This window comes from Enterococcus sp. DIV0840 (genome assembly GCF_050527835.1).
Lineage (GTDB): Bacteria > Bacillota > Bacilli > Lactobacillales > Enterococcaceae > Enterococcus_L > Enterococcus_L ureasiticus.
The window spans coordinates 2,903,294-2,919,748 of the sequence record NZ_CP172876.1 but is presented as its reverse complement, the minus strand read 5'-3'; the positions used below and the strand labels follow the sequence as shown (position 1 = coordinate 2,919,748).

Genomic DNA, 16,455 nt, shown 5'->3' with positions numbered 1-16,455 from the left:
CCATAGTTGATTTTTTCGTTTTTTTTATACATATATTTGATTAAGCATTCTCCGTAATTTCTGTTTCTACCTCCTTATCGTAAGTTGCTTCACCCTCCATTTCAATCCGATATGCTTTTAAATCTTCCATCTTGAAGAATGGATAATACAACCCAAAGCTCAGTAAAATTTGCACAATTTGCAAAAGAGCACCTCGCCAGCCGCTGACCATTAAACCTGCAATAACTGGCGGCATAGTCCAAGGTAAATTCACCCCATTTGCTAAGGGAACGATACCGGTTGCCATCGCTGTATAAGCCAAAAGACACATTAGAAGTGGTGCAATAATAAAGGGAATCAGCATCATTGGATTTAACACGATCGGAATACCAAACACTAAAGGTTCATTGATATTGAAAATTGCTGGCGCAAAAGATAGTTTGCCTAAAGTTTTAAACTGAGAAGATTTTGCGAAAAATAGACAAGCGATAGCTAAACCAATGGTTGCGCTCGATCCACCTAGTTTGACAAAGTTACTATAAAATTGATAGTTCACAATATTGGGTAGTGTTTCTCCTCTAGCGAAAGCTTGTGCATTTTCCACCGTTAGCGCGATCCAAATTGGCTGCATTACAGCACCGACGATATTTGCTCCATGAATCCCAAATGACCACAATAATGCTTCAAAAAGCAAAATAATAAGAGTTGCTGGAAGTGAACTACCTAAAGCTAAGAGGGGCGTTTGCAGTACCTCAAAAATAAAATTTTGAGCCGTTTCATAAGAGGTGAAGGTAAAACCAATCCGAATCAGGTTAAATGCGATGACCACGAAGAATCCGGGAATCAATGCTGAAAAAGATTTCGCAACGTTGGAAGGAACAGAGTCTGGCATTTTGATCGTCCACCCTTTTTGCACGACCCAACGGAAAATTTCAGCCGCTAGAATAGCCGTGATCATACCGACAAATAGACCTGATGCGCCAAAGTTTCCTAAAGGTAGAAATGAACCGTTATCAGATGAAGTAATCGGTGTTAGGACTAGAAATGCGACAAGTGCAATTGCCTGAGTAGAACCTCGATCGACAGAATAATATTTTGCCATCTCACTGGAAATCCCCAAGATCACAAATAAAGTCATCGCATTCATGGTCATATCATTGACTTGTAAAAATAATGACATCCAGTTTTTACCTAAAATGGACGCCATAAAATTAGTATAAGGTTCAATTGGTAGCTGTGTGACTAATAAAAACATTGAACCAATAATCAATAAAGGCATCGCGACAAAGAACCCATTTTTGATTGCTGAAAGATAGCGGTTTGAATCAAGTTTGTAAGCGATCGGTCCTAACTTTGCTTGTAGCTTATTTAATAAAGTATTCATGTTACTCCTCCTTTTTTGTAAACCCTTACATTTTTGGTGAAAAAAGATATATAAACTTATTCTATAGTATGGATTTAGTAAAATCAATACAGTGGAGTCATTTTATTTTGATAATAAGATTGATTTATTTTGGATTGCTAGTTACTAATAAACATCATCCCATTCAATCTATTGTGTTTCCAATGAGTTGAATGCAATGATGATTCTAAAATAAAATTTTCAACATTCCTCGTATTAATATAAGTACGAGCATATGCAGTGGATAGAAGAGATAAAAGCCCCATTTGACCCAATTTGGAGAGTAGCCTCTTTTGCCATTGTAATTTAAAAGCAACGGAATAGTGACGAGAATACCAAGTGCTGATAGCAGTTCATACAATGGAACGGAACTAGGTGAAATGAAGTAAGCAAGCAACATTATTGAAAATAAAAATGCAGTAGTATAGACTGGCGGCATGATTTTCTTAAGTTTAATATTTTGAATACGATAAAATCCAAAAATGATCAATACGCCAATTAAATTCCAGTCAGACATTATTGTTGCAAGCGAAAAGGCAATAACCAAGAAAATATGGAGAGCTTTATTTTTAGTTTTATCATACAGCGTAATCAAGATAAGCCCCATTAAAAGAGTAAAGAAAATATTATTGACTAATTCTATCGGGCTAAAAGAAGAACCTGGATAAAACAAGGCATGGAATGGATAAATCGAAATGATCCAGAAAAAGGCGAGTCGAGCAGCATATTTTTTAACATTTCGCGTATAATGAAACCCTTCAACTAATAAATAGGCCATTATAGGAAACGTTAATTTGCCAATAAATTCGGTAAAGAAAAATAACTGATCCGAATACTCGAATAAGCTAAATCCGCTGCCTATATGGTTGAGTAACATAGCAACAATTGCAATAACTTTCAAATGAAATGCATCTAATTTTTTGTTCATAAATTAATTTCCCCCCAAAACTTTATAATACAAAAATAACATAAGTAATTTATAAAAGATTGAGACTTTAGTTGCATTTTTCACTCAGTCTTTTTACGTTGATTATGTGAAAAAAGAGCGCAAGTGATTGACATGTGTGGTTTTCTTCTAGGTTTAGATTTTTACATCATCTAAAAAAAATGTTATATTATTCTTATAATGAATAGTAGCAAACGTCTTTGGATAGACTGATGCAGCTGCATTGAAACGAAGGGAGAAAAAAATGAAAGAGGAACAGAGATTTGGAATAATGAAAAAATACGTCAATTGGGCGTTGGATATTGTTTTAGGCGTACTTGCCTTACTTATTTTGATTTTTATGATCCGTCAATTGATTGATATCAGTACATTTATCAACAAACCAATGACACCTAAAAATTTATCGATCGTGATGCAGGAAGTTGTGGCATTTTTCATGTTATTTGAGTTTATTATGATGGTGATCCGCTATATTCAAGAAGGTCATCATATTCCAATCAGATATTTGATTCTGATTTGTATTACGGCCATTTTAAGACAGTTAATGGTGTTGCATGGTGATGCGGTCCAAACATTATTATTATCAGTATCGATTTTATCACTTGTTATTGTATTGTTTGTACTTAATTTAAGTGGGAATAAATCTTATGTTGGGTTTAAATCTCATGCAGACGATGGCCAAAAAATAGATAAATAAAATTAGAAAAAAGGACACTCAACGAACTTTTGAGTGTCCTTTTTCTGATTTTAAATTAAATTCTCAATAAAGAAATCAGCGCGATAGCTAAAATAACTTGAATGACGCCAACAGATAATCCATAAATCAAGAAGCGTTTGCCTTCTTTGAAGAACTTTTGAAAATCTAAGCGTAAGCCAATCGCGGCCAATGCTGTAATTTCAAACCACCCACTAAAGAAATGAGCCGTTTCACTTAGTTGTACTGGTAAATGAACTAGACTATTGATCACACAAAATAAAACAAATCCCACCACATACCAAGGTAAAGCAGAGTTCTTTTTCTTAGGTGTTGCTTCTACATCAGAAGTGACCACAGATCTTTGGTGTTTAAATCTACCAAAAAAGTAAACAACGACCACAAGCAACATGATACGCATGATTTTAAATAGCATAGCAAGCTCTACAACGTCTCCGTTGACCATACTGGCACTTGCTACGACTTGACCCACAGACTGCAAAATCCCACCAATCAAGGCACTTTTGGTTAGAATGTTACTGCCGTAAAGAAGAGAGCCGATGATAGGTAACAGCAACATTAGAATTGTTCCTAGTAAATTGACCAATGTGATGATCTGACCTTTTTCTTCTTCTTTTGCATTGATGGCAGGGGCAATCGATGCCACTGCAGATGAACCGCAGACCGCATTTCCACCAGCCATCAGCAAAGACATATTATCTGAAAACTGCATCTTTTTACCAAGTATATAAGAGGCAACGATCGTCAAACTCATTTGTAAAAGAACAAAGATACCGCCAGGAATACCAATTTGGGCGATGGTTTGAAAGGTAACTGTTGCACCTAATAAGACCACCGAAAATTCTAATAGCTTGCCTTCTGCAACTTTCGTTCCTTTTTCTAAAACTGGGTTTTTCAAAAAAGTGTTGCCCAGCAAAATCCCTAATAAAATAGCAATCGTTGCAGCACCTAAGGTCGGTAGCCAAATAGCTGCGATTTTACTAATAACTGCTACGATAAAAGCCGTAATCAATCCGGGTAAAATGACCATGGTCTGTGTTAAATAAGAGTGTTTTGAATTATTGTTTTCCACTAAATCATTCATCTTCTTTCTTTGTTTATCTATAAATCTAGTATAACGAAATAACTTGCATTTGAGAAATAAATAGTTAGAATGATATCTATAACGAAAACGAATGGAAAGGGTCTCTATGTTTAAATTACTGAAAACATTTCGCATTGTTTATGAAACAAAAAATTTTTCTAAAGCGGCAGATTACTTATTTATTTCCCAACCAGCCGTTTCTAACCAAATCAAGCAGTTAGAAGAAGAGCTGGATATTCAGTTATTTGCTCGCAACGGACGACAAGAAATTCTTACGACGAAACAAGCCGATATTTTATATCGTCATTTACTTAATTTATCAGATGACTGGGAAGATACCTTACAAGCTTTACGAATACAGACAACACCCAGAGAAACATGTCAAATTGTTTCTTCGAATACATTTGCAGTGTATTATTTGCCAGAATTGATGGCGCAGTTGAGCCTGAAATTTCCCGAAGTGTCCTTTGTTTTAGCGATGGATAATTCGGAACAAGTATTAGATAAAATCGAAAAACATCAAGCCCATTTCGGATTCATTGAGAAGCCTTTAATTACAGATACGATTATCCGTCAAGAGATTTTATCAGAAGAATTAGTTCATGCTGGTGATTCTTCAGAGGATTTATGGTTAGTTCGAGAAGAAAATTCCGGTGTTTTCCATTATACAGAACGCTATTTTTTAGAACATAATTTAACCCCTAATAAAATGATCATTAAAAATAATGAGATGATCGTCAGATGTTTGGAGCAAGGAATCGGTCAATCGATCCTATCTAAACGTGCATTGACAGAAAAAATAAAATGGCATTCTTTAGGTCAAGAGTATCAGAGAAGTTTTTATTTTATAAAAAACCAACATATTGAATCTATTCAATTACGTGAAATCGATCTGTATATCAATCAATATTATCAAAAAAATAGAACAAAACAATAATATGTTCCATTTATACAAATAAAATGAACGTTTTAATGGAAAAAAGCAGGTCGCTTATGCTATCTTAAATAAGAGATATTTAATAAGGAATATGAAATGAATCACTAAGTATATTCTAAAGGTGAGCTTTTTGGAGTGGTTGTAAGATAGGAGGAGATAATTTGGATGCATTTTTATGGAATATTCAATTAAAAGAATATATTGAAAAAGTAGATCAAACAATCGATATCGATCAGGAATTTATCGATTATTATGATGCTTTATCAAAAGAAGCAAATCAACTAGTTGAAAAAATTAATGGTACAACATTAGCTTCGGTGTTACCAAAATTGATGGCTATAGATGAGAAATGTACGTTGGTTATTTTTTATATTTTTAATGGATACGCATTGGAAAACGATACAGCGATTGATACGATTCGCTTAATTGAAAAAGAATACAAGAAAACACATAGAGAAAAATACATTTTCGATATGCCTGAATACGAAACGTGGTCTATTTCTCAAAGAATTATCTAATAGATAGATTTATTCTTACATAGGATCTCGCTGAAAAAAATAAAAGAATTATTGAGGTCTTTTTATAAAGTAACACGACTAATTAGCATTTTTAGTTGTGTTTTTTTGTCCTTTTCTGTGAGTCTTTTTTCCAGTTGTACAGCATGATACAATAAAGTAGTCATCTTAGTAGTCTTCATCAAGGTATCTTAAAAAATGTGGAGGAAGTATTGTTATGGAATCAATGGATTATCTATCAAGAATTTTTCAAGAAATCAGTGATCATGCTTTAGAAGATTTCAAAGTGGAAGAACAAAATAAAGAGTATGAAGGAACAACATTCGTCTTAGGCAAGCAAACATTTCGAAGTAGAAAAGCAAAAGTAACACCAAAAAAGCTCGGGTACTTTGTCGTATTTTGGGAAAAGGATGATGAGAATAAAAATAAACCCTATGACTTTGATTCAGCACCAGACAAATTGATAATCACTATAATTGATCAAGAGAAGCTTGGTCAATTCATATTTCCAAAAGAGATTTTAGCAGAGAAAAAGATTTTAAATAATGGAAAGAATCAAGGGAAAATGGCGATGCGTGTATATCCTAATTTGGTAACAGGATTAAACAAAACGGCCGTGGTTACGCAAAAATGGCAAAGCTCATACTTTATTGATTTAACGAAAAAGCCAGATTTGGATCGGCTGAAAAAGCTATATTTTGACTGAGTATCTAAAAAATAAGAAAAAAAGGAGCAAGCTATTGATTACAATCAATGTATTTTTGCAAGTCAAACCAGAGAAAAGAACGGATTATTTAGCTTTTGTAGTTGAACTCGTAAATGCATCTCAACAAGATGAAGGGTGTTTATTTTACGATCATTTTGAAAAAGTTGATCAGTCAAATCAATTTATTATTGTAGAAAACTGGCAAAATTCTTCTGCAGTAGAAAAACATAATGAAACTCCGCATTTGAAAAACTTCATGAATGAAGCGTCGTTTTATCTTGAAAAAGAAGCTGTAATAAAAGTTAGTCGTTCAGAATAGTTAAAAGAAAAAACTGGAAATAAGCAACAATGCTTATTTCCAGCCATAATAGTCATCAATAAAGAAAATACAGACAGTGATATTCATATAAAAGGAAGTACTGAAAAAGGTTGTGTTAATTTTTAACCACTGTGTTTTCTTAAAGAATACTTGGGAGTAGTAATTGACTATTATTTTAAGAATCGCTGTTTACTCTTTAAATCATCCAGGAGAATGGGTAAAGGCTGGTTGGGATCAGCGTTTAGTATCAGTCATTGGTTGGTTGACTGTTATAAATTATGATTTAAAAAGTAAACAAACGGTTCTCCTAGATAGAAACGAATACACAAAAAAATGGCGTTGGACACATATCCAACGCCATTGTAAGCTCAATAAATAAGCATAAACATATCCCAGTCAGAAAAAACTAGTATAAACCTCTAGAAATTTCTGTCAAAATTGAGTAAAATGGAAGATGTCAATGTATAACTATTGGCTTAAGCAACTTGATTGGTCAGGTGTTCACTGACTGTTCAGGGCTTCATGATTTAGTTGGTAGCTAAATTGTGAAGTGCTTTTTTTATCCTATTCGCTTCTATCTAAGTTCCATTTTATAGGAAAACCCTTTTAGGGTCAATAAAGGGTTGGAAAAAAGTTACATGAATAACAAGATAATTGCTTTTTTCGTGTGTAAAGTATCTCTTTCACTAAGTGGACCCTAACAACCTTGAGATATTTTATATAAAAATTGGCTCATCTCTAACGAATTAAACCATTTTGATTGAGGATCTCTATTTTTATTTCGATATTGAGGAATCATTTGCTGCTGCTTCTTGAACAACAGGATACTTCAAAGCGTTTTTCTTCAATTTTTCACGGATGATTTGTGGAACATCTAATTCCAAATCCGAGGCCAGCATAAGTGAATAGATAAGGACATCAGCCAATTCTTCTTGGATATTTTCAAAAGTTGCTGCAACAGCTTCTTCACTAGAGCACCATTGAAAGTTCTCTAACAGCTCAGAAGCTTCTAAAGTAATGGAAATAGCCAAACTTTTTGGTGTGTTATAGGGACGCCAATTTCGTTCATCTCGAAAATCATTAATTTCTTGGATCAATTCGTTCATATATATTCTCCTAACATCTCTATTTATTGTCTATTTTAGCATAGAAGCTGTTTTTATTTTTTAAAATAAGTAAAGAACCAATTCTTCCTTTAAAAAAAAACTTGATTAGCGTAAAATGAAAGTGTATACAAAAAAATGGGAATTGTGGTGAGGATAAAAAAATGTTGATAGAACTAGTTATGGTGCTGACGGTTTTTACATATGGTAGTAATTTTATTTTATATCTAATTCTTAGAACAAAAGAAAAGATCCAAGGAATCGAAAAACTATCAATCTTTTTCGGTGTGAATATGACGATTTTACTGTTGGATGGGGTCTTTTTGTTTATTGGAAAAGCAATATCAGATAGTGGCGTAGCTGTTTTGGAGTAAATTTTGAAAAAGTGAAGATAAGAGCTTGAGGCGTTGCTTTATTTTGTTCAAATCTCGGCTAAAAGTCCTATATGAATGACGAAGTTTTTCTGATAAGGTACAATAGAAAGAAACAACTGGAGGGTAAATGATGGCAAAAATCATGATCATAGAAGATGAGACAACAATTCGTGAGCTAATCAGCGAGGAATTGCAGAAATGGCAGTTTGATACATTTGGAACGACAGACTTTAATAATGTTTTAGAAGATTTTCAACGAGAGGATCCTCAGTTGGTGTTGTTAGATATTAATCTTCCCGTTTTTGACGGCTATTATTGGTGTCAGAAAATCCGTGAAATTTCTAAAATTCCGATCATTTTCATTTCTAGTCGAAATACGAATATGGATATGATCATGGCGATGAATATGGGGGCGGATGATTTTGTCACAAAACCATTTCAGATCGATGTATTGATCGCAAAAATCAATGCATTGCTGCGTCGTTCATATAATTATTCAGAGGTCGGCAGTGAGGTCATGTCACATAACGGAATCACGTTAAATGTTGATAATGGTAGCATGGAAATCAACGGCGAAGTAATCGATTTAAGCAAAAATGAATATCGCCTGCTGTATATTTTGATCAAGAAACACGGAAAAATTTTAACAAGAGAGAAATTGTTACGCGCGTTGTGGGAAGATGAGCGTTTTGTAGATGATAATACCTTGACCGTCAATATCAATCGTTTGAGAAAAAAAATCGAGCAAGCAGGTCTTGAAGGGTATATCGAAACAAAAGTGGGACAAGGCTACATCGTACCATAGAATAGGAGAAGAAAATGACAATTGGTAAGTATTTAAAAGATCATTGGCTTCTGTTGATTGGCTGGCTATTTTTTATCGGTGTGACGTGCTTTATTTTATGGCTATCTCCAGACATGGTCGTGAATCCATCTGTGATTGGTTATTTGGTATTATTACAAGGATTATTTTTACTACTTTTTATGACAATCGATTATTCATTAAAAAAACGCTGGTGGCGTTCTTTGGATATTTCAGAACACCCGCCTTCTTTGGAACATTATCTAAGTGAGGCTTCAAAGGCAGAAGAAACATTAGTTCAAAACTATATCAATGGCTTGTTGGTTGAGCATCAGCAAATCATGCAGCAAGCAATCAATAATCAACAGGATCAAAAAGATTACATCGATTCATGGGTCCATGAAATCAAAGTTCCTTTAGCCGCTGTCAATTTGATTTTACAATCGATCGAAGATGATATTCCTGAAAAGAAATATTATTTAGTCGAAAATGAGCTAGGAAAAATCGATGAATATGTAGAACAAGTGCTTTATTATGCTCGATTGGATAGTTTTTCTAGAGATTATTTGATTCAGGAATATTCACTGAAAGAAATTGTTCAATCTGTGATTCGTACACAGGGAAATTACTTTATTCAAAAGAACCTGCGCTTTTCCATCGAAGGTGATGATCAAATGATTTTAACCGATGCAAAGTGGGTAGCGTTTATTTTTAAACAACTGGTCAGTAATGCAATCAAGTATACTCCTGCTGGCGGTGAAATCACGGTTATCCTTTCACGTACAAAAGAAGGGGCTTGGTTATCTTTGAAAGATACTGGAATCGGTATTCCTAAAGAAGACCAGCGCCGTATTTTTGACAAAGGATTTACAGGAGAAAATGGTCGAACCAGTGAGCAGCATTCAACAGGGTTAGGGTTATATTTGGCGAAAAGCCTTGCGGATAAATTAGGCCATCAATTGACGATGGAATCCGTTGAAGGAGAAGGCACGACGATGAAGCTGTTGTTTCCCTTTTTGAGTTATTTTAATGAACGAAGATAATAGGCGTGTTGAGAAATAATTGATTTATTTCTCAACACTCTTTTTTTTACTTTTCAGTAAGGTGAGTGAGTACTTTTTTTTCACGATCCAACTTTTCGATTTTGACTTGTTCTGCTTCCATTAGACGGATAAATTCTGTAAAAAAGGCGTGGAACAAATGACCACTTGCGTAGTATTCTTTGAGGACTTTTTTCTTGTTGATCGAACCTGTGCGGAATTGGAAGAAATGATCTAATACGGCGAGTGGTTCTTGCCAAGATTCTAGACGATCCAATAAATCTTGTAAATCGGTGATATCTTGATAGGGAATTGCTTTTAGATTATGTAGCTCTTTTTTCATGGTGGTTCTCTCCTTTTTTTGAAGCGCTGAATTTCGTGCTTCAGCGCTTCTGAATGTACGCATTGACTTAGGCAACTTTTTAAAACTAGCGGTAGAAATGACTTGTATAGTGTAAGTCTGGTAGATTTCTATCGCCTTCTTTTTAGGGTAAAACAAAAAAACGTTATTGGCGTTTTCTGGAACTACCAATACCGTTATCAATCATTAGCGGAGTTTGCAGACTTTATAAAGTACATGATTTTAACAAAAAGTTTCTGAACGGACTAGAAAAATCTAGTAAAATTGGGTACAATAAAGAATGCTAGGACTTTGTGCTAGCGATTGGCAACTTGTATAGATAGTTGATGCTGTCTATGCAAGGCTTTATCAGTTGGTTGTCGCCAAGTGATAAAGTGCCTTTTTTTGTTTTAATTTGAAGTAAACCTCCTTTATTTGAATTTGTAGAATAGAAAAAACGATACTGGGAAACTTCCCAATATCGTCAACAATAGTCTCTAAAAATCATCTACCACTTCTTTTAAAACAACCCAAAAGTTAAGAAACCCATAAAAAAATGGGGGAATTCAGGTACATGAAAAGAAGCTAGTACATGTTGCTAGCACTATTGGCAACTTGTTTGGGCAGTTGATGCTGTCTTTACAAGGCTTCAAATATTTGGTTGTCGCCAGATTTTGAAGTGCCAATTTAATTATATATTCTGTTTTTAATTTTCTATTCTACTCTTTCAGTATATACGAAAAGAATGCGAACACGCAACCTAATTTTCCTCGTAAACCTCATTAAATAACAAGAAAAACTGCTCCCTTATATATAAGAAAAAATAACAAAAAAAACTTATTTTGATTGCGTGAATGGACCTCATCAACGTACATTTTTCCTGAAGATAGACATAAAAACAACAAATAAAGAATCAGTTGAATAATTAAAGTTGTAATTTTTTTTGATTCAAATGGAGTATTCCTATCTCTCTAAGTTGAAAATACAATTGTTTCTATGTGTTTGGTTTGTTATACTTATTTTATCTATAAGTACAATAAGGAGAGAAGATATGGGGATCAAAAGTAGCCTATCTGTAGCTGGAAATGTATCAGCTTCTTTTAGCCAATCAGCGAATGCTTTAAACAACATAAAAGGATCAACCAATGTTGCGACCAGAACAAACATCTCTGGCAATGCGAAAGCAAAAGAAACCACGACGACATTTGGACAAGATATCAAACAACTTGCAACCAGCATTGTAGCTGCTGGTAAAAATATTAACTCTGTCGCGAAAGATTTTTCAGAAATCGATCTAAAAGCATCACAACAATTTCAAATGAATGCGTCACCGATGAGTAGGTGGTTTAAATGACAGAAGCCAGTTATCAAGCAACGTTAAGAACGATTCAAACAGAACAAGATCTAGTCGCAAGAGAACTTCGGACAATCAGCAAACAGCAAGAAGACCTTTACTGTATTAATCAAGAAGAACAGCGCTTGTATTCAGAAGTGATTGCAACGTCTCCACCAGAAGACCGAACGTATTTTCAAGATAGAGGTGTAGATAGTCGACACCAATCCAATAAAGCACAGCAAATCCTAGAAGACAAAGAAACAGAATTAACCAGAACGAAAAAGCAGTTATGGGAAGCGGAAGAAGAAACCTATCGAGAACAACGCAAGGCGCTAATGGAGGAAGAAAAGGGGACGCAGTAAATGGGGTTAAAATTTTATGTTAGTGAAATGCAAGCGCAAGCAAACGACGCGTCACGCATGAACCAAGAAGCGAGCCAAGCAATCAACTCGCTAGAAAAAAGTATCGCACAATTTTTATTAGCACCATTATCAGGCCAAGCCTACGATTCAGCGAAACGCTATTTTAATGTGGTCTATACACCGATCTGTCGTTCTGTTACTATGACAGGAGAAGCCATGGCAAATGCGCATAAACGAATGATCAGTGAGTATCAAAGTTCTGTTGCAAGTATCGATATAGACGAAGACCAAATCATGAGCCAAATCAACCGATTCGAACAGCTGAAACAGAATTTAGAACACCAGATGCTCGTGTCCAAAGATGTCCAGCCAAGTTTAGAACGCCGTTATATCAATGCTTGCGAGTGTATCGCCAAAAAAAGAGAGCAGTTAGAGAAGTTTCATGATTATAACGCACGTTCCGCAAGTTTCTTTTCCGAATACGAAGCCTGCGAACAAGAACTCGCTCGAGGAATAGCCCAAGTTAGTGGATGTAAAGCCTGGAATGCGGCTTCGGGTACGTTTGATATTGGAAAACTGGATATGACGTGGGCGACCTCGATCAATGATAGATGGGGAAAACGAGCAGAAGAGTTAGAAAACAAACGTGCGAAGAACTTTGCGGAAGGGATGAAAGGCCGCCAATATTGCCGAGTTCAGTTAGCAACAGGTGCGTATGTTTGGATGTGGGTGACCGATCCGACAAAAGTCTCGCAAGCGGATTTTCAATTTAATCAGAAGTATAAAGATTATTTAGCTATTTTGATGAAACCAGAAAATAACCTCGTAGATGATTATTTCAAAATCATGGCAGAAGAATTAAGAACGGGGATTAATCAGAAAACGGGAAAGCCATTAACAGATTTAGAAAAAGCGCAAAGATGGTCGGCAGTTGCAAGTGCAATCGCAGTGTTGGCGGTTGCGGCACATTATGGGGCGAAAGGGTTTACTGGTAAAGGGGCGAAACCATCTAAAAATCCTGTTTTAAAAGGAAGTAAAGATGGGAAGAATCAAGGTAAAAGTAAGGGAAGTTCGGGGGATAAGAAAGCCAGTGGGGCTAAACTGACAGTAGAGACAACTACGAATAGTAAAATACCTACAATACACAAACCAAATACAGTGATAAAGCGAGTAGATAAAAATGGTAATTTAATTAGTGAAAGAATTTTTGACGATAAAGGAAGAGTCATTAAAGATATCCATCATACTGACCATGGTAATCCTAAAATGCATCCAAAAGTTCCACATGAACATATTTGGGATTGGTCAGATCCTAAAAAACCAAGGCCATCAAAATAATAGATAGGAGCTCATTATGAAAGGATTAATAATTAGTGAATTAAAAACAGGTTATGTAGCAAATATGGCAGAAATATTTAATTTACTCCCACAAAAAGAATTAGAGAAAATGTGGCTTATTAGTAATTATGAATGTAATATCTATCCATTTGAACAGATACCAATAGACAAAGAATATGCTTGGCTAAAAGGAACGGAATTAAAAGAGCTTTTTAATCAAGAAGAAATAATGTTTATTTGGGGAGTATTTACAAGCTTTCCCAATGGCACTGAACTCAAAGATATTTTGCAGGTTCCTCTACCAGTAGCAGATGGGAATGAAACGTTGTGGAGACCAAAAATAGAAATAATTCATCCTTTAGGAGATACAGAATTTATTTCATGGGATGGTACAGTTTTATTAGTCAAGTCAAAAGATATAAATATTATTGAAGAATTTATAAAAGAATATTCGTCTGTATCTAAAGATTTAGAAGAATATAATTCAAATTAAGTAAAAAGAGCACTGTACTATTCGATTGGAGTCGGATAGTAAAGCCTTGATTAGTAAGCGTGAATTCACTAATCAAGTTGCCAATAGCTAACAAAAAGCTAACTGTATTTATTATACAAAAATTCAACTAGGTAATTTACAGTCATTTAAACGGTATTAGTGTGTGAACAACCACTAGTACCGTTTTTCGTGTATTAAAATAAAACTCTAAGAAGTGGATAAAAAAGTTTTAAACAGAAAACAAACAACCGTTTAAAGAAATAACTCGCCTAATCAAAAGGGGACGTAGTAATTGGGTTAAAATTTTATGTTGGTGAAATGCAAGCGCAAGCAAACGACGCGTCACGCATGAATCAAGAAGCGAGCCAAGCAATCAACTCGCTAGAAAAAAGTATCGCACAATTTTTATTAGCACCATTATCAGGCCAAGCCTATGATTCAGCGAAACGCTATTTTAATGTGGTCTATACACCAATCTGTCGTTCTGTTACTATGACAGGAGAAGCCATGGCAAATGCGCATAAACGACTGATCAGTGAGTATCAAAGTTCTGTTGCAAGTATCGATATAGACGAAGACCAAATCATGAGCCAAATCAACCGATTCGAACAGCTGAAACAGAATTTAGAACACCAGATGCTCGTGTCCAAAGATGTCCAGCCAAGTTTAGAACGCCGTTATATCAATGCTTGCGAGTGTATCGCCAAAAAAAGAGAGCAGTTAGAGAAGTTTCATGATTATAACGCACGTTCCGCAAGTTTCTTTTCCGAATACGAAGCCTGCGAACAAGAACTCGCTCGAGGAATAGCCCAAGTTAGTGGATGTAAAGCCTGGAATGCGGCTTCGGGTACGTTTGATATTGGAAAACTGGATATGACGTGGGCGACCTCGATCAATGATAGATGGGGAAAACGAGCAGAAGAGTTAGAAAACAAACGTGCGAAGAACTTTGCGGAAGGGATGAAAGGCCGCCAATATTGCCGAGTTCAGTTAGCAACAGGTGCGTATGTTTGGATGTGGGTGACCGATCCGACAAAAGTCTCGCAAGCGGATTTTCAATTTAATCAGAAGTATAAAGATTATTTAGCTATTTTGATGAAACCAGAAAATAACCTCGTAGATGATTATTTCAAAATCATGGCAGAAGAATTAAGAACGGGGATTAATCAGAAAACGGGAAAGCCATTAACAGATTTAGAAAAAGCGCAAAGATGGTCGGCAGTTGCAAGTGCAATCGCAGTGTTGGCTGTTGCGGCACATTATGGGGCGAAAGGGTTTACTGGTAAAGGGGCGAAACCATCTAAAAATCCTGTTTTAAAAGGAAGTAAGGATGGTAAGAATTATACACTGGATCGAAATAAGAGCAAGGGGAGTACAGGTTATAAGAAAGCAAGTGGGGCTAAAGATATTATTAAAAATAACTTGGGCAAAGAAATTGATATAACTCCATCTAAAGCTCACACTAAGGTCAATAAAAATCCAGGACCATTTGGTGAACCTAATAGTAGTGTAGATATTTTAGATTCTAAAGGAGAACTTACTACAAGACGTTTTTATGATGACACTGGAAAAGCTGTGCGTGATGTTGATATGACAAATCATGGTAATCCTAAACAACATCCTGAGTACCCTCACGAGCATAAGTGGAAGTACGATCCTAATGGAAAACCTACTAGAGAATAAAAAACACATGGAATATGGAGGCTTATAAATTTATGAACTATAAAGAAATGGAAGAAAGTATAGGTTACGGAGAAGAATACAATTTTTATTATAAAGATAAAGAGTTTTGGATTAGTCAAAATTCTGATGGGAATTACTTAACTGAAGTTGACGGAGAAACTCAAGAGTTTAAAAACTCAGAAGATTTGCTGAATAATGCACGAATAAATGGAAAATCTATTCGTGAGATTTGGGAAGAAATAAAAGATCAATTTTAAAATAAAAAGGCACTCTATCACCCGACGGAAATAGAGAAGATAGAACCTTGATTAGTAATAGGAATCTCGCTAATCAAGTTGCCGGTGGCTAACAAAAGCTAAAAATATTTATTGTAGAAAAGTTCAAAAAGATGAGTTGAAGTTATTAAAACGGTATTAGTAGATAAAATACTGATACCGTTTTTCGCATATCCAGAAATCATCTGCCGCACATTCCGCAAGTTTCTTTTCCGAACATGAAGCCTGGAAACAAGCACTCGCTCGCTGTTGCGGCTCATCATAGGTCAAAAGGGTTTACTAGTAAAGGGACGAAACCATCTAAAAATCCTGTTTTAAAAGGAAGTAAAGGTGGAAAGAATCATACACTGGATCGAGATAAAAGTAAGGGAAGTTCGGGTTATAAGAAAGCCAGTGGGGCTAAAGTGCCTAAAGTTGAAATTCCAGAACAAAGTTTGAACCATGCTGATATCGGAGATTTTACTGTCAATTTTTCTACAGGAAAAGTGTCTAAAATGAAAGGTGGCGGACATGGTCAAGCTAACATTGATTTCTTAAAAGAAAATGGGATGGTCGGCAGTTGCGGCTCATTATGGGGTATAGGCAAGGGGCAAATACATCTAAAAACCCTATTTTAAAATGAGAGAAATTCTATTAAAATTTTATCTATCTTATAGTTGTATAGCAAACGCTTTTATTGTTAGACTTAAACTATCATACTTTTGAT

Annotated in this window: 21 protein-coding genes; 16 read left to right on the top strand and 5 right to left on the bottom strand. The window is 35.2% G+C overall.

Translation table 11 applies throughout. The features are described 5' to 3' along the window. Nucleotides 1-40 precede the first annotated feature (40 nt). The gene (locus IGL98_RS13965; protein ID WP_206841868.1) at nucleotides 41-1,363 is read right to left on the bottom strand and encodes a PTS sugar transporter subunit IIC; all 1,323 of its coding nucleotides are present in this window, start codon (nucleotides 1,361-1,363) and stop codon (nucleotides 41-43) included. A 205-nt stretch (nucleotides 1,364-1,568) separates the two neighbouring features. Beyond that, nucleotides 1,569-2,309: a TraX family protein gene (locus IGL98_RS13960; RefSeq protein ID WP_206841870.1), complete on the bottom strand. Its 741-nt coding sequence runs from the start codon at nucleotides 2,307-2,309 to the stop codon at nucleotides 1,569-1,571. Nucleotides 2,310-2,571: 262 nt separating this feature from the next. Here IGL98_RS13960 and psiE point away from each other — a divergent pair, with 262 nt between their 5' ends. Continuing rightward, nucleotides 2,572-3,024 carry a phosphate-starvation-inducible protein PsiE gene (gene psiE, locus IGL98_RS13955; protein WP_206841872.1) on the top strand — a complete coding sequence of 151 codons (453 nt, stop codon included), beginning with the start codon at nucleotides 2,572-2,574 and terminating at the stop codon, nucleotides 3,022-3,024. Between the two features lie 55 nt (nucleotides 3,025-3,079). On the opposite strand, the gene IGL98_RS13950 is transcribed toward psiE, so the two are convergent. Then, entirely contained in the window at nucleotides 3,080-4,072 is a 993-nt protein-coding gene (locus IGL98_RS13950) for a YeiH family protein (protein ID WP_206911677.1), read from the bottom strand. A gap of 160 nt (nucleotides 4,073-4,232) precedes the next feature. Between IGL98_RS13950 and IGL98_RS13945 the strand changes: the two genes are divergently transcribed. From IGL98_RS13945 to IGL98_RS13925, 5 genes are all read left to right on the top strand, one after another. Further along, nucleotides 4,233-5,063: a LysR family transcriptional regulator gene (locus tag IGL98_RS13945; protein WP_206841874.1), complete on the top strand. Its 831-nt coding sequence runs from the start codon at nucleotides 4,233-4,235 to the stop codon at nucleotides 5,061-5,063. 161 nt (nucleotides 5,064-5,224) lie between these two features. Further along, complete coding sequence (locus IGL98_RS13940) at nucleotides 5,225-5,581, top strand: DUF7006 family protein (RefSeq protein ID WP_206841876.1); 357 nt, start codon at nucleotides 5,225-5,227, stop codon at nucleotides 5,579-5,581. 214 nt (nucleotides 5,582-5,795) lie between these two features. Further along, nucleotides 5,796-6,284: a MepB family protein gene (locus IGL98_RS13935; RefSeq protein ID WP_206911651.1), complete on the top strand. Its 489-nt coding sequence runs from the start codon at nucleotides 5,796-5,798 to the stop codon at nucleotides 6,282-6,284. Between the two features lie 34 nt (nucleotides 6,285-6,318). Beyond that, nucleotides 6,319-6,603: a putative quinol monooxygenase gene (locus IGL98_RS13930; RefSeq protein WP_206911650.1), complete on the top strand. Its 285-nt coding sequence runs from the start codon at nucleotides 6,319-6,321 to the stop codon at nucleotides 6,601-6,603. A 163-nt stretch (nucleotides 6,604-6,766) separates the two neighbouring features. Beyond that, the gene (locus IGL98_RS13925; RefSeq protein WP_206841883.1) at nucleotides 6,767-6,982 is read left to right on the top strand and encodes a hypothetical protein; all 216 of its coding nucleotides are present in this window, start codon (nucleotides 6,767-6,769) and stop codon (nucleotides 6,980-6,982) included. 397 nt (nucleotides 6,983-7,379) lie between these two features. Here the strand turns inward: IGL98_RS13925 and IGL98_RS13920 are convergent, their stop codons facing one another. Further along, nucleotides 7,380-7,709 carry a nucleotide pyrophosphohydrolase gene (locus IGL98_RS13920; protein ID WP_206841886.1) on the bottom strand — a complete coding sequence of 110 codons (330 nt, stop codon included), beginning with the start codon at nucleotides 7,707-7,709 and terminating at the stop codon, nucleotides 7,380-7,382. A 161-nt stretch (nucleotides 7,710-7,870) separates the two neighbouring features. On the opposite strand from IGL98_RS13920, the gene IGL98_RS13915 reads away from it, so the two are divergent. From IGL98_RS13915 to sapS, 3 genes are all read left to right on the top strand, one after another. Continuing rightward, nucleotides 7,871-8,080 carry a hypothetical protein gene (locus IGL98_RS13915; RefSeq protein ID WP_206841889.1) on the top strand — a complete coding sequence of 70 codons (210 nt, stop codon included), beginning with the start codon at nucleotides 7,871-7,873 and terminating at the stop codon, nucleotides 8,078-8,080. Between the two features lie 130 nt (nucleotides 8,081-8,210). Beyond that, nucleotides 8,211-8,885 (top strand): two-component system response regulator SapR, encoded by a 675-nt coding sequence (sapR, locus tag IGL98_RS13910; protein WP_069646313.1) that lies wholly within the window; start codon nucleotides 8,211-8,213, stop codon nucleotides 8,883-8,885. Nucleotides 8,886-8,899: 14 nt separating this feature from the next. After that, nucleotides 8,900-9,925, top strand: coding sequence for a two-component system sensor histidine kinase SapS (gene sapS, locus IGL98_RS13905; protein ID WP_206911649.1), 1,026 nt, complete (start codon nucleotides 8,900-8,902; stop codon nucleotides 9,923-9,925). 46 nt (nucleotides 9,926-9,971) lie between these two features. On the opposite strand, the gene IGL98_RS13900 is transcribed toward sapS, so the two are convergent. Beyond that, the gene (locus tag IGL98_RS13900; protein WP_206911648.1) at nucleotides 9,972-10,265 is read right to left on the bottom strand and encodes a hypothetical protein; all 294 of its coding nucleotides are present in this window, start codon (nucleotides 10,263-10,265) and stop codon (nucleotides 9,972-9,974) included. A gap of 1,048 nt (nucleotides 10,266-11,313) precedes the next feature. On the opposite strand from IGL98_RS13900, the gene IGL98_RS13895 reads away from it, so the two are divergent. From IGL98_RS13895 to IGL98_RS13865, 7 genes are all read left to right on the top strand, one after another. After that, complete coding sequence (locus IGL98_RS13895) at nucleotides 11,314-11,616, top strand: TIGR04197 family type VII secretion effector (RefSeq protein ID WP_206911647.1); 303 nt, start codon at nucleotides 11,314-11,316, stop codon at nucleotides 11,614-11,616. After that, a complete protein-coding gene (locus IGL98_RS13890; protein ID WP_206911646.1) occupies nucleotides 11,613-11,960 on the top strand; it encodes a DUF3958 family protein in 348 nt (115 codons plus the stop codon). The genes IGL98_RS13895 and IGL98_RS13890 overlap by 4 nt, the downstream gene beginning before the upstream one ends. Beyond that, entirely contained in the window at nucleotides 11,961-13,298 is a 1,338-nt protein-coding gene (locus tag IGL98_RS13885; RefSeq protein ID WP_339099575.1) for a T7SS effector LXG polymorphic toxin, read from the top strand. It begins immediately after the preceding gene. Nucleotides 13,299-13,314: 16 nt separating this feature from the next. Beyond that, nucleotides 13,315-13,791: a hypothetical protein gene (locus tag IGL98_RS13880; RefSeq protein WP_206913202.1), complete on the top strand. Its 477-nt coding sequence runs from the start codon at nucleotides 13,315-13,317 to the stop codon at nucleotides 13,789-13,791. A gap of 318 nt (nucleotides 13,792-14,109) precedes the next feature. Beyond that, entirely contained in the window at nucleotides 14,110-15,474 is a 1,365-nt protein-coding gene (locus IGL98_RS13875; RefSeq protein WP_430604801.1) for a T7SS effector LXG polymorphic toxin, read from the top strand. Nucleotides 15,475-15,506: 32 nt separating this feature from the next. Further along, a complete protein-coding gene (locus IGL98_RS13870) occupies nucleotides 15,507-15,731 on the top strand; it encodes a hypothetical protein (protein WP_206842962.1) in 225 nt (74 codons plus the stop codon). A gap of 236 nt (nucleotides 15,732-15,967) precedes the next feature. Next, nucleotides 15,968-16,366, top strand: coding sequence for a hypothetical protein (locus tag IGL98_RS13865; protein WP_206912025.1), 399 nt, complete (start codon nucleotides 15,968-15,970; stop codon nucleotides 16,364-16,366). The last annotated feature ends 89 nt before the right edge of the window (nucleotides 16,367-16,455 follow it).